Here is a 17,674-nt window from a genome sequence, read left to right as displayed (position 1 = left end):
ACCGGAAGAAGCGGACCCCAGCTCAAAGGCCGGGGTGACGAATATGCCGTCGTACCATTAGCTTCATTCGAACAATTCGGGCCGCCGCAGCATCAGCGCCTGGGCGAGCGTGAACGCCTTGCCGTCGACCAGTTCGCCCGACAGGACCATCCGGCGGAGATCCCGGAGCGGCACTTCATGGATCTCGATACACTCATTCTCGTCCTCGGCACCCCCGCCCGCACCGATCCGATCGGCGTCCGAATAAGCGGCAAGAAACAGGTCGATCTGCTCGGTCGATACGGCCGGCATCGACCACAGCCGCGCGACCCATTCGAGTTCGCGCACGGCAATGCCCGCCTCCTCGAGCGCCTCGGCGCGGGCGGTATCCACGTCGGATTTGCCGTCGCGGCGGCCGGCGACGGTTTCGAGCATCATTTCGGCGCCGACCTCCAGCACCGGCGCGCGCGGCTGACGGATCAGCAGCGCCACGCGGCGATCGGGATTGTAGAGCAAGACCGTGGTTGCATTGCCATGATCCTCGATCACGCGCGGCTCGATCACGCCATTGGGCAGCCGCACCTTCGCGTCGGTCAGCCGCGACCAGCGATCGTGGACGACCTTCCGCTCGACGATTTCGAAGTCCATGGATCCCCCTGCCCCCGATGCGATGAGCTGCACCGGGGACTGCCTATCGGCTCATGCGGGGTTTGTCTGCGCTATTTGCCGAACAGGCTGAGGTCGATCGATTCCGCCACCGCTTTGTACGACGCGTCATTGCCGTGGAGGTGATCGCCCATATGATAATTGGCGCGGATCGCCGCCGGGTCGGCGGGATCGGCGAAGACCTTATCGAAATCCAGCACCGCATCGAACGCTCCGCCGGTGCGGATGAAGGCATTCACCTTCTGCCGCGCCGCCTCGCCTTCCGCGCTCCAGGTGGCGAGCCCCTTATAAGGCGCGATCGTCGCGCCGAACACGCGGATGCCCTGCGCGTGCGCGCGGACGATGATCTGGCGATAGGCGGCAATCATATCGTCGGCGCTGATCTTGCGCATTGGCAACAGCCCCTTGGCCGCCCCGAGTGGGCCGGCCGAGGTGCCGAAGGCGAGGTTGATGTCGTTGATGCCCTCGAACAGGATCATCGCCGAGACGCCGGGCATGGCGATCACGTCGCGATCGAACCGCGCGAGCGCACTCACCCCAAGGCCATCCTGCAGCACGCGATTGCCGCTGATCCCCTGATTGGCGACGCCCCATGGCGTGCCGCCGCGCTTCGCCAGCCGCTCGGCGAGGAAATCGGGCCAGCGGCGGTTCTTGCCGCTGGTCGAGCCTACGCCATCCGAAATGGAATCGCCGAGGACCACCACAGTTTGCGCGCCTTTGGGGGCATCCACCTCGACCGCAGCCAGGCCGATGCGGTTCGCGCTCTTCGATTCCGCCACGAAGGGGGCCGCGCTATGATCGCCGGGCGCGGAGATATCCATCTCCTCCATCGCGGTCTGATGGCAGGTGCAAGGGCCGGTATCGCCTGGCAGATAGAGGCTGACCGACAGACGGGCGAGCGGCGCCACCGGCAACGCCACCGTGTCGCTGACGAGCAGCGCCCCCTTCTCGACGAGCGCCTTGGCCGATCCGGCGAACCGGACGATGCGGCTGGAGCCCGCCACTTCCTTGCCGGCATCGTCGAGGAGCGCGACCCGCGCCGCGCCGATCTCGAGCGGCTCGGCGCCATAGGCGTTGCTGATGCGAAGACGGAAGGCAGCCCCACCGGCCGAGAGGCGCAAGGTCTGGCGGAAGGTGCGGTTGTTGTAGGACGGCGTCGCCGGGAACGGGCCGAAGGCTGCGATCGGATTGACCGGCGCCGCGCTCCAGCTGGTGATCCATTTGGCTTCCGCCGGCGTGGCCATAACCAGCGCCGTCGTCGTCAGCGCAAGCGCGATTCCGCGTACCATCGTCATCCTTCCCTGTTGTTTCGACGATGATACGAGGCCCCGTCCCCGCCCGGCAAGGACAAACAGGACATAGTCAACGGCCGGTTGCGGGGTTCACGCATTCTGCTCCCGCTCGCCCCGGCCTGCCGGATCGGCGCAGCGGTTATCGTCGATCAGAAAGGCAGCGGTCGCGCTCAGCGCCTTGTGCGCGGCATCGACCCGATCGGCACCATCCAGCAAGGCCGCCAGCATATAGCCCGCGAAGCTGTCACCGGCGCCGGTCGGGTCGGCCAGCCTCAGCGATCGTGTCGGCACGTCGATCGTGAGCGCGCCATAAGCTATCCGCACGCCATCGCCACCCGATGTGCGAATGCGGAGCATGTCCGGCCCGGCGAGAGACAGCCAGCCTTCGACCAGCGCCGCTTCGGCTCGATTGTGGAAGACGATATCGGCGCGTTGCATCAGCTGCCGGCACAGCCGATCCGGGAAGCAGTTCGGATCATGCTTGAAGATCCACACCAGGCGCTGATCGGGACGCAAGCGATCGAGAATATGTTCGACGCGTGACGCGTCGGTCGCGGCAATGACGACCATCTCGGCGCGCTCGACAGCGCTTGCCTGAGCGTCGGTCAGCGGCGCACTGGCGAGCCGGCCCGGATCGAAAAGGCAGAAATCGCGCCCGTCGGCGGCATAGACGAGCAGGCAGGAGGATGTGCTGCCGTCCGGCTGGATCGCGATCGCATCGATCGGCATCCCGGCGCGCCGGCACGCATTCAGGATCATCGAGCCATCGGCATCGTCCCCCAGATCGAAGACCGGCGACGCCTCATGGCCTCGTTGGGTGAGCGCCGCACCCGTATAGACCGGCGCGCCGCCGGCCCGCGCTTGCGTAACGCGGCGGACGGCGATCGTACCTTCCTGTTCGAACGCGGCGCTGAGGCGGAAGACCTGATCCGCGGTCGCGGTACCGAGGATCGCCACCCGGCTCATCGAGAATTCCGTCCTTGCATCGCGTCAGCCTCTCTTGCGCACCGCAGCAAATCTTGTATGAACATTTTAGTGAAACGTTTCAACCCGTCGGGTTGCCAACGCAGGGGACCAACATGATTCGACGCGCAACCCTTCCGGCGCTGCTCGGTGGGACCGTCCTGAGCCTCGCCTGGCCGACGGCCGCCACCGCCCAGGCCGCGCCCGATCAGACTATTACAGCCGATGGTGAAATCACCGTGACGGCGGCAAGACTCGGCGCCGGCAAGGGCCGCGCGACGTTCGAGCTCGATCGCAGCGATATCCAGGATCGCCCGCTCGGCGCCGACATCACCCAAAGCCTCGCCAAGGTGCCCGGGGTGAAGGTTTCGAGCGGGGATTTGCGCGGCGGCTCCTTCTCGTTCGAGATCTTCCTGCGCGGGCTCAACAAGGAGCAGATCGGCTTCACGCTCGACGGCATCCCCACCGGCGATGCGCGCTTCAACGGCGGCTCACCCCCGCAACGCTTCATCGAGCCGAGCAATATCGGGACGATCCTCGTCTCGCAGAGCGCGGGCGATATCGGCGCGCCGTCACGCTTCGCGCTGGGTGGCTTCATCGATTTCCGCAGCGACGATCCCGCCAAGAAATTCGGCGTGACGGTCGAGGGCGGTGCCGGCTCGGACGATTTCCTGCGCGAATATGTCCGTATCGATACCGGCGAGCTCGAACATGGGCTCACCTCCTATGCCAGCTTCTCGCACCAGCGGAACGACATCTGGGCCGGTCCGAACGGGCGCCACGATTCGCGCAGTCATGCCGAATGGAAGCTCGCCAAGCAGTTCGACAGCGGCTCCTTCCTGAAGGCACGGGTCGTCTACAACCGGCAGTTCGACAATGATTTCAACATCGTCACCCTGCCCCAGTTCCGCGCCAACGAGCATGGCGACGGGCTCAACGATACGCTGACCGGCATTCCCAACACCGATCTGCTCTACGGCGGCACGTTTGGCGGCAAGCGCAAGGATTTCCTCGCTTACGTGAATGGCGGGCTGGTCCTGGGCGATCACGTGACCCTGACCGCCAATCCATATTACCAGACGCTCGACGGCTATTCGCTGAGCTACCAGAACCGCCATCGCCAGCTGACCGGCGGCGATCCCTATGCCGTCATCGGTTATGCCGCCAATGGCGGCGCGATCCGGCCGGCTTTGACCACGATCACCGCCGGCAACAATCTCTATGGCGGCCCTGCCGACATGCGCGTCACTCCGCGCGATCGCGAGCGCTACGGCACGACCGCCGAGTTGAAGATCGCCGACCTGATCCCGCGCAACACGCTGCGCGCCGGCATCTGGTACGAAGGCGGCACCAGTCATGAGGAGCGCGATTTCTACGCGATCATCCCCTCGACCACCTCGATCGAGTGGCAGGTGGGCAAGCCTTCCTACGTTCAGTATCTGCGGCAGACCTCGATCACGACGTTCGAAGCCTATGCACAGGATTCGATCGCGATCATCCCCGACAAATTGCGCATCGACGCGGGCCTGACCTGGTATCGCATCCACTACACCGCAAAGTCCCCGCTCGAATATTCGGCGCATCTGAGCTTCGCGCAGCATTCGCCGGTCCAGCCGAAAGTGTCGATCAGCTACAAGCCGATCGACCATGTCGAGCTGTTCGGCGGCTATGCGCGCAACTTCTCGGGCATCTCCGAGGATGCGTTCCTGGGATCGACCGCGGTGATCCAGCCGGGCGACCTCAAGCCGCTCACCTCCGAAAATTTCGATGGCGGCATACGCTACACCAAGGGTCCTTATGCGCTGTCGCTGCAGGCCTTCCACGTCCATCTCAAGAATGGCGTGGGCATCGTCCCCAACGATCCGACCGTCACCGATCCGATCGACATCCAGCGCGGCAACGTCGCCACCCGCGCCGCCTCGATCAAGGGGCAGCGGACCACCGGCGTCGAACTGACCGGCATGGCAAGCTTCCGCTGGATCGATCTGTACGCGACCTATTCGTATCAGGAGGCGAAATATGACGATGCCGCGATCGGTTCGCGCGACCGGCTCAACCTGGACTCGGTCGCGATCATCCCCGGCACCGGCGTGCGCGATATTCCGAAGCACAGCGCCTATGGCGAGGTGACGCTGAAACCGACCGCCGACCTGCGTTTCCAGGCCAATGTCCGCTATATCAGCAGCCGCGTCGGCGCCGACATCGTCGCCCCCACCACGTTCCAGGAAATCGGGATCGAGCGCATTCCGGGCTATACGTTGGTGGGGCTGTCGGCGCGCTACCGGGTCGGCTGGCTGCCGCTCAAATCCGCTTTCGTGCAGATCAACGTCGATAATCTGTTCGACAGGGGCTATATCGGCTCGGTTTCCAGCGCGACCGCGACGGCAGCCGAAACCGGCCTGCCCGGGCGCTCGCTCGGCCGCTATTTCGTCGGCGCGCCGCGCACCGTGACGGGGTCGTTCCAGATCAAGTTCTGATGTTCGCTGGCCGAGCGGTTGCGTTTACCTTCTTCGTCATGCTGAACTTGTTTCAGCATCCACCAGGCAACTTGCACCGATAGTGCGGCACACACGGTGGACCCTGAAACAAGTTCAGCGTGACGTGTGGAGGACGCGAGCGTCTGCGCTCCACAATGGAATCCCCACGACCATCCGCTGGCCATCGTGCCGACTTATCGATAATGATTCGCGATAATCTATTCGATGGGCTGCGATTTGAGTAATGATCCCGCCACAATGTCCGCTGACGATATGCGGACGAAACTCGCGCAATCCCCCGAGGCGGCAGCGGCTTTGATAGCTGCCGGCGCGCGATCCGGCCTGGCCGAGGCGCAAGCCGCTTATGGCCAGATCCTGCTGGACGGGCGCGGCGTGCGGCGCGATCCGGAGGCGGCGGTGCGCTGGTTCGGCGCAGCGGCGAAAGCAGGGCATGCGATGGCGGCCAACATGGTCGGCCGCTGCTACGAGAAAGGCTGGGGCGTGGCCGAGGATCGCACCGTTGCCGCCGCCTGGTACCGCGCGGCGGCCGAAGCGGGGCTCGACTGGGGCATGTACAATTACGGCAGCGCGCTCGGCCTCGGTGCGGGGGTGGCGAAGGACGAGGTTGCCGCCTTGGGCTGGTTCCGGAAAGCCGCCGCGATCGGCCACGCCAAGTCGATCAATTTCGTCGGCGATTATCATGAGGAAGGCCGGCTCGTGCCGCGCGACATGCGGCAGGCGGCGGAATGCTATCGCCTGGCGGCGGAGGGCGGGGATTTCCGCGGGCAGTTCAATCATGCACGCATGCTGGCGGATGCCGGGCGGGTCGAGGAGGCGCGCATGTGGCTGATGCGGGCAAATGAGACGTGCAGCGAGGCGTTCCGGGAGGTGATGCGGGGCTATTTTGCCGGGTCAGCGCATGAAATACTGCGCAGGATCGCTTCACAACTTTAGGGGGAAGCGACCGCTCACCTCCTCCATCCGTCACCCTGAACTCGTTTCAGGGTCCACCAGGCGTGCCGCACTGTCGGTGCAAGTTGCCTGGTGGATGCTGAAACACGTTCAGCATGACGAATGAAGATCTCCTAGAACTCGTACTGCAGACTGCCGGTCACCGAGCGCCCTGCCCCCGGCACGGCCCAGCCATTGTTGCGGATGCTCGTATAATAGTGGCTGTTGGTGAAGTTCTGGACGTTCACCTGCAGCAGCAGCTTCCGCATGATCGGGTAGGCCAGATAGAAGCGATGCGTCCAGTAGGCGTCCGACGACGGGTAGGCGCCGTTGATCTTGGACGCCGGCGTGGTCGCGAGCTTGAACGAGCCCTGATAGGTCGCGCCGTAACCCAGCTGCAGCTTGAACGGGAAGGTGTAGGTGGTGAACAGGCTGCCCGAATTGGTCGGCGTCTGCTGGAGCGGGCCGCCGGCTTCGGGCGCCCCCGCAATGGCAGAGGCACAGGCGGTGGTGGTGGGGTTGGCGACGCAATATTGGGAAACGCCGCGCTCCACCTTGCTCTTCAGGTAATTGTAGTTGGCGAAGATCGTCCAGTTGGGCGTGATGCTGCCGCTGGCGCCGAGTGCGATGCCGTCGACCCTGGCGCGCCCGTCGGGCACCTGCTGCGATGGCAGGGTCGGATCGTTCGACGCGACCTTGAAGTTGCTGCGGATGTTGCGGAACAAGGCGGCGGTCAGCTGGAGATGGTGGCGGAAAAGGTCGGCCTTGGCGCCGACCTCGTAGGTTTCCGCACCCTCCGGCTTCACGCTGCAGAAATTGACCAGGGTCGCGCCCGAACCCGAGGTGCACCCGCCGTTCACGCTCGTGATCGAGGGCGTGCGCGAATTGCCGTAGGAGGCATACAGGCTGGTCGCCGGTGTCGGCTTGAAGACGAGCCCGCCGCGATAGGAGAAGAGATTGTTCGAATTCTTCTGCGGCGTGCCGACCGTGATCTGGCCGAGCGTCGCGCCGGTCGTCGCGACCGTGTCGGATCGGAACGTGCCCTCGCTATGCTCCCAGCGCAGGCCGAAATTCACTTCGAAATATTGGCCGATCTTGGTCGTGTCGAACAGATAGGTCGCGTAATCGGTGTGTTCGCCATAGGACAGGCCCGAGCGTATATAATTGTACGGGCCGCTATAGGTGTTGCTGCCATAGGCCAGTGCATGGCCATGGCCGTCGGTGGCCGGCCCAGCCACGACCGACGAGGGATCGCCGATGTAGAAGAGCGGCAGTCCGGTATTGGCATAGGGATTGCTGCCGTCCGCGTTCAATTCGACGCGGCCGGTGTCGAGATCATAATGCTCCCAGGTCGCGGCGCCCCCGAACACGACATTATGCTCGAGGATGCCGGTCTTGAACTCGGCGCGCAGATCGATCTGGTCGTAGCCCAGTTGGTTGCGCGTGTTGCGCAGATTGCCGCGCGGGCCGCCCGCCAGATAATAGCCTTGCGGGACATAGATGGTATTCGTGCCCTGCACGAACGGGCAGGCATAATTGTTGGCGGCCAGCGCACTGGTGATGCTGGAGCCCGCGACGCACTGGTTATTCAGCGCATAGACTCCGCCTTGCGGCGGATCGACGATCGTACGCTGCCGGATATTCTCATAGCGCGTCAGGTTGCGGATCGAGAGATGATCCGAGAAATCATGGTTGAAGATCGCGGTCGCCTGGTTGAGGTCCGATCGTTGGCGATCGATATTCCCGTAGCCGTAATAGCCGCCGTAGGGGACGCCCGCCGGCTTGCCGCCGAGGGCCGGGTAATAAGGCACGCCATATTGCGGGATATTGTTGTCATGCTGGTAGACGTACATCACCGTCATGCTGGTCGGTGAATCGATCCCGAAGGTGATCGAGGGCGCGACGCCCCAGCGGTGCGCATATTCGACGTCGCGGCTGGGCACGTCGTTGCGGTGGATCATCGCGTTCAGCCGAACCGCGATCAGATCGTTGACCCGCACGTTCGAATCCAGCGTCGCGCGGTAATAATTGTCGGTGCCGATGCCGCCGGTAAGCAAGGTCTTGCTGCGCGACGTCGGCTGTTTCTGGACGAGGTTGATCGTGCCGCCGACCGAGCCCGATCCGTTGAACACCGAATTCGCGCCATTATAGACTTCGATCTGGTCGATATCGAACGTATCGCTGCGGCTATACTGCGCGCTGTCACGCACGCCATCGATCGTGATGTCGGTATTGGCACTGTAGCCGCGCAGGTTGATCGAATCCCCGAAACCGCCGCCGCCTTCGCCCGCGCCGAAGGTGATGCCCGGCAGCGTGGACAGCGCATCCTTCAGCGACAGCAGATTCTGCTGCTGCAACGTGGCATGATCGATGATGGTGATCGTTTGCGGCGTGTTGAGAAGGGGCGCGGTCGCCTTGGAGGAGGCGACATCCGGCGTGGCATAATGACCGACAACGACGATCTGGCTGGTCGGGCCCGACTCATCCGCTGCCGCAGCCGCACCAGCAGCATCGGCGGCGGCGCCATTGGCATCCGCGGCCATTGCCTGGGACGGGCAGAACATCGCGCCGACGCAGGCAAGTGCCAGGAAGGCGGGCTTGGCGCTCGCCGCATTCTTCTCGGTGACCAACACTGATGACCCCTAAGTGATATTGCTTAGGGGTCGCAATGATAATGACTCGCAACGCTGTCAACGAATCTTTTGCGAGTGAATTGCAATAGCGCCGAGGATCAGGTGCAGAGCGCGGCAGCGGCACGCGCGCGGCGGGCGCCGATATCGAGGAAAATCAACTGGTTCTCGCGCTGCGGGGAGAAATCGTTATCGGTCACGAAAACCAGGCTCGCATGCCCATTGGACAGGATTTTGCCCCAGCTCATTCCCTCGACGCTGTCGATCCGATCGGGCGAGCGCGAAAAATCGAAGACGAGACGTTTGCGCAGCGGCGTGTAGGCCCGGTCTTGCAGCGATCGCCGCGTTCCAACCTGGCTCGCGCCATCGGTCGACGCGCACCACAGCCGTGCATGGTAGCGGAAGTCGCCGTCGGGCTGCTGGATACCCGATCGTTCGACCACCAGGATATGCCGCGCGTCGATGGCGAGGATCTCGCTGACGCCATTGTCGGCCAGCCGGCCGGCCGGCACTGGTCCGATCGGCTCGACCGGATAGGCATATTGGCGTTCCAGCCGGCCACTTTTCGGATCGATCCGCGACAGCCGCACATCGGCCCCCGTTGCGGACGCGGCGAGCGGGCCGTCCTGGAACAGCGGCGCCTCGAGCCCGATCCAGAGGTGCCGCCCGTCGAAGCTCAGCCCCTCGATCGAGAGGTTGAGGCGCGGTCCGCCCTTCTCGCCCGGGTCATAGCGGAACATCGGCGGCAGCGGCACATCGCGCAGCCAGCGTCCGTCGCGCGCTGCCAGCCGTACCGCCGGTCCGAAGCCATCCTTGCGATCGCCCTCGCTCGACCAGACCAGCCCCTGCCCGTCGGGCGCGACGCGGATCGCCTCGCCATCGGACGCCTCGGCGCCGGTGCCGGGTGGCGGAAAATGGCCGCCCGTGCGGGTCCGCAGCGGGATCGGTTCGATCAGCCGCGCAGCCGGCGCGCGACCAACGTCATAGTCGATCGCTGCCCGCCACAGCCGCGCCGGGCCATGTTCGGAGCGATCGTCGCTGATCAGGTAATAGTCCCCGGTCCGCTTATCGCGGTCCACCCCCGAAAGCCCGCCGACCGGCAGCCCCCCAGGCCCCTCGCGCGGCAAGCTGGTCATGCCGATCAGCTGCGGCGCAAGCCAAAGGGCCGCGACCAGCATCATCGCGCGATCGCGGCCTCGTAGAGCGCGAGCAGCCGGTCGACATCGACGTGGATCGCCGCACGCTGCACCGGCAGGCCGTCCCAGGCGCCCGGCGGGAACGATTGGTCGATGGGCTTCAGGATCGTCTGGCCGGCGGCGATCCCGCTCGTCACCGCGCGGATCGGGCCGGAGACCGTCTCGAACAGATCGGGAGCCACCAGGCGGACAGCGGCGGCGACATCGTGGATGCAGCAGCCGTCGATCCCGTCATGGGTTCGATAAAGCTGCTCATAATCCCGGCTGATATCGTACAGGAAGCGCCCGATCGCCCCCTCGCCCGCCAGCCGCGCCGACAGAACCGCCGGCAGGATGCAGCGCGCCGTCACGTCCAGCCCGACCATCGTCACCGGCCATGCCGCGCCGAGCACGCGATCCGCCGCGACCGGATCGTTGGCGACGTTCGCCTCCGCCACCGGCGTCACGTTGCCGCGGCGCTCGCCATAGCCGAGCGATCCGCCCATGATCACGACCTCGCGCACCAGCCCGGCTATGCCCGGATCGAGCGCGAGTGCCAGAGCGAGATTGGTGAGCGGACCGATCGCGAGGATGCTGATCGCGCCCGGTTCGGCCCGCACCAGCCGCACGATCGCTTCGGCAGCATTTCCTTCGGCCGCCTCCGCGGCAAACCGGTCCGCAACACGCGTGTCGCCGAAGCCATCGAGGCCGTGGACGTGCGCGGGCGCCGGCCTCCGCGGCGTCGCCAGCGGCCCGGCAGCACCGGCATGGACCGGCGCGTCGATGCCGAACCGGTCGGCCAGGAACAAGGCATTGCGGGTCGCGATGCCGACATCGACATTGCCATAGACCGTCGTGATCGCCCGGATCGTGACATCCTCCCGCCCGCGCAGGAACGCGAAGGTCATCGCGTCGTCTATGCCCGGATCGGTATCGAGGATCAGGCGATGCTCGGTCATGCGCCGTAGACCGCGCGGCAGACCGCTTCGCATTTGGCAAGGTCGAAGCGTCCGCCGGTGCGCACGCCCGATTCCATGTCGATCCAATATTGCGCGCTCTCGGGCGCCGCGATCGCCGCCACGACATCGCGCGCATTGGCGGGCCCGATCCCGCCCGAAAAGCCGCCGAAGGCCAAAGTGCCGACCGCGGGCCAATGCGATGGCGTGGCGCCCGTGCCGAACGAGGTGTCGAACAGCCAGTCGAGCCGGGCATCGTCGGGAAAGGTGCCTGCACATTGCAGCAGGGTCCGGATGCCGCGCGATCGACCGAACCGGACCACATTCCCGATCTGTGCGGCGCTACTGCCGGCAAAGCTGTGATTGACCTGCAACCGCTGGAAGCCGGTCAGATCCACTTGCGCGGCGGCAGGATCGTTGGCGATCGCCCTCGCCTCGCCCCCGCAGACATGCGCCGCCCAGCGCAATCCGGGCTGGGCCAACAACGCGGCACGCTGATCAGGCGACGGAAAGAGCGGGTCGCCTGCACGATCGTCGTCGATGAGGATGCCCCACTCGATCGGGTAACGCGCGGAGAGGGCCCGCAAGCCGCCAGCCAAAGCGGGATCGTCGACGCCGGTGAAAGCGATGAAGCTGGGAGGAACGATGGGAAACTCCGTCAGAACAAGGTGTCGAGCAGACCGATGATGGTGCCAGTCATGCAGGTGGTGAGGAAAGCGGCGGCGATCGCCTTGGGGCCGAGCTGGACGACCTCTTCGGCCTTTTCAGGCGCCATCGCCGCGAGCGTGCCGATAAGGATCGCGACGCTGCCGAGATTGCCGAAGCTGCACAAAGCGTAGGTCGCGATCAGCTCCGATTTGGCGCTGAGCGTTCCGGGCGGCAGCGCCACCAGCCGCCCATAGGCGACGACCTCGTTGGCCGCGACCTTGGTGCCGAGCAGGCTGCCGACCGCCACATAATCCCCTGACGTCACCCCCATCAGCCAGGCGAAGGGCGCGAACAGCCAGCCGAAGATGCCACCGAGCGACAGGCTGTGGTTCGCTATCGGCAGCGCCGCGAGGATCTTGTCGACCAGCGCGATCGTGCCGACGAACACGATCAGCATCGCCACCACGTAAGCGGCAACCTTGACCGCGTTGATCGTGCCATGCGTCATCGCATCGAGGCTCGATCGATAGGGGCTTGCAAGCGGGATGCTTGCCCCGCCGCGCACGATCGGGCTCGGCACGATGATCCGTGCCATCACGATCGCCATCGGCGTGCTGATCAGCGATGCGGTCAGCAAATGGGTGAAGGCATCGGGCAGATGCGAACCGAGCATCGCGCCGAGCAGGATCATCGTCGATCCCGCGATCACCGAAAGCCCATCGACCATGATGATGAAGATCTCGCCCCGGCTGAGCAAGGGCAGCAACGGCCGCACCAGCAACGGCGCCTCGACCATGCCGAGAAAGATGCAGGCCGAGGTCGAGACGCCGACCGGCCCGCTCACCCCGAAGGCACGCCCGAAGGCCCAGGCCGCGCCGCGCACGATCCAGCGCAGGATGCCCCAATGCCACAGCACCGCCGCGATGGCGCTCACCAGCAATACCGCCGGCAGCACCTGCAAACCGAAGATGAAGGTGGATGGGTTGCCGGGCGCCATCACGAATGGCTGCGCCCCGCCGCCAAGATAGCCGAACACGAAGGTCGCCCCCGCGCCCGCCGACGCCTGCAGCGCATCGACTCCACGTGCCAACGCGCCGAAGCCCGCGGCGATCGCAGGGAGCCGGGTCAGGACGATCGCGATGACGATCTGACCGAGCAGGCCGAACGCGACCGTTCGCGGCGCGAAGGACCGGCGATCCTCCGACAAAGCCCAGGCGAGACCGATGAACGCCATCACCCCGACCAGCGCTCTGGCGACTTCCCCGATGGCTGCGCTTGTCATGAATTTGACCTATATGAAACGTTTCATGAGATCAACCGGCTATGACGCGCCGGCAAATCGCCCCTCTCCCTGCCCCGACCCGCAATCCGATTGCAAATTTATCGCGGCAAACGAAAAACACTGGCGGATCCAGGCAGCCTGAAACGTTTCAAAGCCAGTGGGGTGGCCAAGGGGTCATGGACGCGATAGCAAGAAAACCAGAACAGGAGAGACCGTGGCGCGTCGGATCACGTTGAAGGAGGTGGCGAAAACCGCGGGCGTTTCGCTCGCCAGCGCGTCCTACGCGGTCAACCGCACCGGATCGCTCGGCGAGGAATTGCGCCAGCATATCCTGCGCGTCGCCGAAGAGCTGGGTTACCGCCAGAATATGAGCGCGCGCGCGACGCGGACCGGGCGCACGGGCACGATCGGTCTCGTCCTGCCCGATCTCACCAATCCCTTCTTCCCGCATCTCGCGCAATCGGTGGTCCAGCGCGCCCGCGCACACGGCTACAGCGTGTTCGTCACCGACACCGAAGGCGTCGAGGATCTGGAGCGCGAGGCGTTGCGCGTGCTCGCCGAGCGCGGTGTCGACGGGCTGGTCTGGTTCCCGATCCGCGACGTCAACACCGCCGAGGCCGAAACCAGCGATATCCCGACGATCGTCGTCGATCGCACTTTGCCGCGGCTGGAATCGGTCCAGGCCGATTATGCCAATGGCGGCCGCGCCGCGATCCGCCACCTGCTCGATCTCGGCCACCGCCGCATCGGCATCGTGTGCGGGCCGACCGACATCGCCAGCATGCGCGATCGCTGCGACGCCGCCGCCGCGCTCGTCCGCGCCGAAGGCGAACTGGTCTTCATGGTCGAGAACAGCTTCTCGATCGATCTCGACGGCAGCGTCACGCGCGCGCTCGATCAGAACGGCGCCACGGCGGTCTTCGCCGGCGCCGACATCATCGCGCTCGGCATCATGCGCCACCTCCAGGCGCAGGGATCGGTTATCCCGGGCGACATCTCGGTCGTCGGCTTCGACGATATCCCCTGGGCACAAATGAGCACGCCGACCCTGACCACGATCGAGATGCCGATCGAGGATATGGCAAGCGAAGCGGTCGAGGCGGTCATCCGCCGGATCGAGGGGAGCGCCGATCTGCGCCGGCGGGTCATCCTCGATACCGCCCTGGTGGTCCGTGGATCGACGGGGCCGGTGCCGCACTGAGGCCGGCGGCGGCAACTTCCGTCGATGCCACGCTTTATCACTCCAGGAGCGTCAACGCGATCCGACTCCGGGAGTGCGTCATGCCGATACGAGCGGTCCTTTTCGATATCGACGGTACGTTGGTCGATAGCAACGAACAGCATGTCAACGCCTGGGCCTTTGCGTTTCGCGATGAAGGGCATCCCCAGGAACGCGACGACATCCGCGCGCAGATCGGCAAGGGCGGCGATCTGCTCGTGCCGGCCTTGCTGCCGACGGCATCCGAGGATGTCCGGCAACGGATCGCGGACGCGCAGGGGGCCCATTTCAAGACGATCTATCTCGACCAGATCAGGCCATTCGCAGATGCTGCGGCGCTGGTGCGGCATGTCCACCACAGCGGGCGCAAGGTCGTCCTGGCATCGTCGGCCAAACAGGAAGAACTCGATCATTATATCGAATTGCTCGAACTCGACGGTATCATCGATGCGACGAGCAGCATCGACGATGTCGAAACCTCCAAGCCCGAGCCCGATATCTTCGCGGTGGCGCTCGAGAAAGTAAGCGTGGCGGCTGACGACGCGATCGTGATCGGCGATACGATCTACGATGTCGCGGCGGCGTTGCGGGCGGGCATCGTCACCATCGGCGTGACATCCGGCCCGTTCGACGAGCGGCAACTGCGCGATGCCGGCGCGATCGCGGTCTATCGCGATGTCGCTGCCTTGCTCGCCCATTTCGATCGTTCGCCGTTGGGAGGACCGCCGGTCGTCGCGGACGGGCACGAGGCGGCCTTGCGCGCCGATGACTTGGCCGAGCCTCGGCCCGGCGATGACGCCGAAATCATGTCCGAGACGCCGATTCCTCCGCCGCCCTTGTCCGAAGAAGAGGAACTGTCCGCCGAAGCCGCGCCCGAATTGCGCGTTCCGTAAAAATCCGTAGTGTCGTTACCCCACCGGCACGACTAATGGGACCGCAAGTCGTCGGGGTTGCCACCCCCGGAAGCTCCGGCGGCGATTATTTGTAATGTGGACGGACCGGCCAAGAGAAGTCACGCGCTCCGCCGGCCCGTTCATATCCAGATCGAAATTGGCGCTCGCTGGTCAGATCCGCTTCAGCGCCAGTTCGAAATGCATCCCGTCAGCCTCGCTGAAGTCCCCGCCCCAGCCAAACCCCTCGGCGGCAAAGAAGGGGATCAATTCACGCACCGAACCGATCTTGCCCAGCGCCGGCGGCGTCACGCCATAACCGTTCCAGGCCACGTTGAGATCGATCGCGATGCCCCAACTGTGCGAGCTCAGGCCGCGCCTCGGATCCCAGGTCTTGTGGCGCGGCACGAAGGTCCCGCCGCAGGTCAGCATGCGATCGCTCAGCCCCGCCGTTTCGATGGCGGCGAAGACGCGTTTGAAGGGCGCCGCAGCCAACACATGGACCCAGAGTTTGCCATGGCCGGTATGCGCCAGCGTCGGGACATCGATCTGCGTGATGTTCTTGCTGGCCCACACCTTGTCGATGATGATCGCGCCGCGTTGCGGGGCTTCGGTGTAGGCGAAGGTGCCGAACACCGCGCGGATACCCGCATCGTCGAGGACCTTGATCCGGCCATTCGGATAGGTCGCCACCGGCAGCGTGGCCGTATCGACCGGCGCGACCCCCGCCGCGGCGGGGGTGACCCCGCCGGACCAGACGAAGCGATTGCCGGTGAGCTCATACCAGGAGGCGTTCCCCGCAACCGCCTCGCCCGGCACTTCGCGCAAGGCCGTGACGACCTCGCCCGGCTCGAACCGCGCCGCAATCGGCGCCGCGGAATTCGGCGCGCCGTCCCGGACCCGCAGCCGCGAACGGACCTGAAGTGCGATATCGGTCATCCAACCGCTCCATCGTCGGATTGGGAATCAGATTGCGTGGCCGCGGCTGCCTGCACGGTACTCGCGGCGGGAGGCTTGGGCGCCGCCTTATAGGCGATATAGCCCGCATGGCTGATGCCGATCAGCCAGACGATCTGTTCGCTGAGCGGCGGAAACGTCGAGAACAGACAGGCGTGCGATCTACATTCTGCAAAGGACGCGAAGGTCTTTCCGATCATCACCGCATAAGCCGACAATATTACCAGGGTGACCAGAAACTGCTGGATCTTCGAAAGGTCGGGCGCATCCGCGGTATCGGCCATATCGCTGCGGAAGATATCGAGCCAACTCGCGTCCGATGGCGCATCGTTCACCGCGACGGCCGGCTGGCCATCGTTCCCGCCCTTGAGGCTGAGCACCGCAGGGGACGCCACCAGCGAGGTGGTGGAAATCCCCATCACGATCAGCAAATGTTCGTCGATCTTGATATCGAGCGCATTCACGGGATTGCCGGAATGAATGTTGTGCGCGGCAGCCGTAATCAGCGTCGAAAGGATCAAGATCGTCCACGCCACCATCTGGAGCTTGGACAGGCTCAGCATGTTGCGGCCATTGATGATCACCCCATCCCAGCGGTGGTTGATCGCCTTGCCGATGCACGCCGTCAGCACAATGGTGGCAATGAGCGTGGTGATCCATGCCGCCATTTGATGGTTTTGGAAAATACCGATGAAACCGATATTTGCGAGCCCACCAACGACGATTGCAGCAAAAGCGGCCAGCGCAGGTAGGTCCATTCTTGGTGGTATTCTTTGTTGATCCATAACCCGCCCCCACGGTTTTGAACTAACACACATCTATCGACACACATGACTATAGCACGAAAGATCATCCCGGCACAAAACTATCATTTTCTCGAACGCATCTTGACGTGCATTCCATCGGCGGTGCCGCAGGTGTCGCGCCGGTCATGCCGGCGCCTGCCGTCCCTCGAGCCCGAGCAAGAGCTCCTTGGCTTTCAGGCCGCCGGCAAAACCGGTGAGCGCGCCGTTCGACCCGATCACGCGATGACACGGTGCGACGATTGAAATGGGGTTGCGCCCGTTGGCGGCGCCGACCGCGCGGACGGCCGTGGGCCGACCGACGGCACGGGCAATCTCGGCATAGGAGCGCGTCTCCCCGAACGGGATCGCCAGCAAGGCCGTCCAGACATCCTTCTGAAAATCGGTGCCACGGAAATCGAGCGGCAGATCGAACGTCCGGCGTGTTCCGGCAAAATAATCGCCGAGCTGGCGCTCCGCCTCGATCAGGATCGGATGCGCATCGTCCTTTACCAGCGCGCCGAGCGGGACCCGCTTCGGATCGTCATTCTCCCACAGGATCGCGGTCAGCCCGGCGTCGCTCGCAACCAGCGTGAGCCGGCCGACCGGGGATTCCGTCGTCTTGAAAACGTAGGTCATCATCATCTCCTCGCATCCGTGCCGAGCAGATAGGAAAATACGGCTTGGCCCGCTTCCCGACGCTTGCTGTCAAAGCCGCACAGTCCGTATTTTCCCGTAATTCCGTGGCTTATCATGCTCTTCTAAACCGGCTGGGCGTTGCCGGACGATCCCCCAGACGATCCGGCA

At 64.7% G+C, this 17,674-nt stretch carries 15 protein-coding genes; 4 read left to right on the top strand and 11 right to left on the bottom strand.

All coding sequences use genetic code 11. From position 1 onward, the window contains the following. Positions 1-63 precede the first annotated feature (63 nt). From AB4Z44_RS05040 to AB4Z44_RS05030, 3 genes are all read right to left on the bottom strand, one after another. Positions 64-627 carry an NUDIX domain-containing protein gene (locus AB4Z44_RS05040; protein WP_404712977.1) on the bottom strand — a complete coding sequence of 188 codons (564 nt, stop codon included), beginning with the start codon at positions 625-627 and terminating at the stop codon, positions 64-66. A 71-nt stretch (positions 628-698) separates the two neighbouring features. Further along, positions 699-1,934, bottom strand: a complete 1,236-nt coding sequence (locus AB4Z44_RS05035) for an SGNH/GDSL hydrolase family protein (RefSeq protein ID WP_404712976.1) — start codon at positions 1,932-1,934, stop codon at positions 699-701. A gap of 93 nt (positions 1,935-2,027) precedes the next feature. Continuing rightward, the gene (locus AB4Z44_RS05030; RefSeq protein ID WP_404712975.1) at positions 2,028-2,903 is read right to left on the bottom strand and encodes a carbohydrate kinase family protein; all 876 of its coding nucleotides are present in this window, start codon (positions 2,901-2,903) and stop codon (positions 2,028-2,030) included. A gap of 113 nt (positions 2,904-3,016) precedes the next feature. Between AB4Z44_RS05030 and AB4Z44_RS05025 the strand changes: the two genes are divergently transcribed. Both AB4Z44_RS05025 and AB4Z44_RS05020 read left to right on the top strand, forming a co-directional pair. After that, the gene (locus AB4Z44_RS05025; RefSeq protein ID WP_404712974.1) at positions 3,017-5,377 is read left to right on the top strand and encodes a TonB-dependent receptor; all 2,361 of its coding nucleotides are present in this window, start codon (positions 3,017-3,019) and stop codon (positions 5,375-5,377) included. A gap of 258 nt (positions 5,378-5,635) precedes the next feature. Then, positions 5,636-6,331, top strand: coding sequence for a tetratricopeptide repeat protein (locus AB4Z44_RS05020; protein ID WP_404712973.1), 696 nt, complete (start codon positions 5,636-5,638; stop codon positions 6,329-6,331). Between the two features lie 131 nt (positions 6,332-6,462). On the opposite strand, the gene AB4Z44_RS05015 is transcribed toward AB4Z44_RS05020, so the two are convergent. The 5 genes from AB4Z44_RS05015 to AB4Z44_RS04995 form a co-directional block, all read right to left on the bottom strand. Then, a complete protein-coding gene (locus AB4Z44_RS05015; protein ID WP_404712972.1) occupies positions 6,463-8,961 on the bottom strand; it encodes a TonB-dependent receptor in 2,499 nt (832 codons plus the stop codon). A gap of 98 nt (positions 8,962-9,059) precedes the next feature. After that, a complete protein-coding gene (locus tag AB4Z44_RS05010) occupies positions 9,060-10,139 on the bottom strand; it encodes an esterase-like activity of phytase family protein (protein ID WP_404712971.1) in 1,080 nt (359 codons plus the stop codon). Continuing rightward, a complete protein-coding gene (locus AB4Z44_RS05005) occupies positions 10,136-11,092 on the bottom strand; it encodes a nucleoside hydrolase (protein WP_404712970.1) in 957 nt (318 codons plus the stop codon). Before AB4Z44_RS05005 ends, AB4Z44_RS05010 begins: the two co-directional genes overlap by 4 nt. Next, complete coding sequence (locus tag AB4Z44_RS05000) at positions 11,089-11,676, bottom strand: hypothetical protein (protein ID WP_404712969.1); 588 nt, start codon at positions 11,674-11,676, stop codon at positions 11,089-11,091. The genes AB4Z44_RS05005 and AB4Z44_RS05000 overlap by 4 nt, the downstream gene beginning before the upstream one ends. 71 nt (positions 11,677-11,747) lie before the next feature. Continuing rightward, complete coding sequence (locus tag AB4Z44_RS04995; RefSeq protein ID WP_404712968.1) at positions 11,748-13,019, bottom strand: NupC/NupG family nucleoside CNT transporter; 1,272 nt, start codon at positions 13,017-13,019, stop codon at positions 11,748-11,750. 214 nt (positions 13,020-13,233) lie between these two features. On the opposite strand from AB4Z44_RS04995, the gene AB4Z44_RS04990 reads away from it, so the two are divergent. Together AB4Z44_RS04990 and AB4Z44_RS04985 are read left to right on the top strand one after the other, a co-directional pair. Next, positions 13,234-14,220 (top strand): LacI family DNA-binding transcriptional regulator, encoded by a 987-nt coding sequence (locus tag AB4Z44_RS04990; protein ID WP_404712967.1) that lies wholly within the window; start codon positions 13,234-13,236, stop codon positions 14,218-14,220. Between the two features lie 80 nt (positions 14,221-14,300). Further along, a complete protein-coding gene (locus tag AB4Z44_RS04985; RefSeq protein ID WP_404712966.1) occupies positions 14,301-15,131 on the top strand; it encodes an HAD family hydrolase in 831 nt (276 codons plus the stop codon). 171 nt (positions 15,132-15,302) lie between these two features. Here AB4Z44_RS04985 and AB4Z44_RS04980 read toward each other — a convergent pair whose 3' ends face one another. The 3 genes from AB4Z44_RS04980 to AB4Z44_RS04970 form a co-directional block, all read right to left on the bottom strand. Then, positions 15,303-16,067, bottom strand: a complete 765-nt coding sequence (locus AB4Z44_RS04980; protein WP_404712965.1) for a M15 family metallopeptidase — start codon at positions 16,065-16,067, stop codon at positions 15,303-15,305. Continuing rightward, on the bottom strand, positions 16,064-16,870 hold the full coding sequence (locus tag AB4Z44_RS04975) for a hypothetical protein (protein WP_404712964.1): 807 nt from the start codon (positions 16,868-16,870) through the stop codon (positions 16,064-16,066). The genes AB4Z44_RS04980 and AB4Z44_RS04975 overlap by 4 nt, the downstream gene beginning before the upstream one ends. Before the next feature lie 144 nt (positions 16,871-17,014). Beyond that, positions 17,015-17,506, bottom strand: coding sequence for a methylated-DNA--[protein]-cysteine S-methyltransferase (locus AB4Z44_RS04970; protein ID WP_404712963.1), 492 nt, complete (start codon positions 17,504-17,506; stop codon positions 17,015-17,017). Between the last annotated feature and the right edge of the window lie 168 nt (positions 17,507-17,674).

It is taken from the genome of Sphingomonas sp. MMS24-J13, assembly GCF_044905095.1.
Lineage (GTDB): Bacteria > Pseudomonadota > Alphaproteobacteria > Sphingomonadales > Sphingomonadaceae > Sphingomonas_I.
The sequence above is the reverse complement of the archived record's forward strand: the minus strand, read 5'-3'. Positions and strand labels throughout refer to the sequence as shown.

What these genes read in the sequence shown, in the direction of transcription:
- AB4Z44_RS05040 (WP_404712977.1), bottom strand. Translation starts at nt 627, where the DNA reads ATGGACTTCGAAATCGTCGAGCGGAAGGTCGTCCACGATCGCTGGTCG.
- AB4Z44_RS05035 (WP_404712976.1), bottom strand. Translation starts at nt 1,934, where the DNA reads ATGGTACGCGGAATCGCGCTTGCGCTGACGACGACGGCGCTGGTTATG.
- AB4Z44_RS05030 (WP_404712975.1), bottom strand. Translation starts at nt 2,903, where the DNA reads ATGAGCCGGGTGGCGATCCTCGGTACCGCGACCGCGGATCAGGTCTTC.
- AB4Z44_RS05025 (WP_404712974.1), top strand. Translation starts at nt 3,017, where the DNA reads ATGATTCGACGCGCAACCCTTCCGGCGCTGCTCGGTGGGACCGTCCTG.
- AB4Z44_RS05020 (WP_404712973.1), top strand. Translation starts at nt 5,636, where the DNA reads ATGTCCGCTGACGATATGCGGACGAAACTCGCGCAATCCCCCGAGGCG.
- AB4Z44_RS05010 (WP_404712971.1), bottom strand. Translation starts at nt 10,139, where the DNA reads ATGATGCTGGTCGCGGCCCTTTGGCTTGCGCCGCAGCTGATCGGCATG.
- AB4Z44_RS05005 (WP_404712970.1), bottom strand. Translation starts at nt 11,092, where the DNA reads ATGACCGAGCATCGCCTGATCCTCGATACCGATCCGGGCATAGACGAC.
- AB4Z44_RS04995 (WP_404712968.1), bottom strand. Translation starts at nt 13,019, where the DNA reads ATGACAAGCGCAGCCATCGGGGAAGTCGCCAGAGCGCTGGTCGGGGTG.
- AB4Z44_RS04985 (WP_404712966.1), top strand. Translation starts at nt 14,301, where the DNA reads ATGCCGATACGAGCGGTCCTTTTCGATATCGACGGTACGTTGGTCGAT.
- AB4Z44_RS04980 (WP_404712965.1), bottom strand. Translation starts at nt 16,067, where the DNA reads ATGACCGATATCGCACTTCAGGTCCGTTCGCGGCTGCGGGTCCGGGAC.
- AB4Z44_RS04975 (WP_404712964.1), bottom strand. Translation starts at nt 16,870, where the DNA reads ATGGATCAACAAAGAATACCACCAAGAATGGACCTACCTGCGCTGGCC.
- AB4Z44_RS04970 (WP_404712963.1), bottom strand. Translation starts at nt 17,506, where the DNA reads ATGACCTACGTTTTCAAGACGACGGAATCCCCGGTCGGCCGGCTCACG.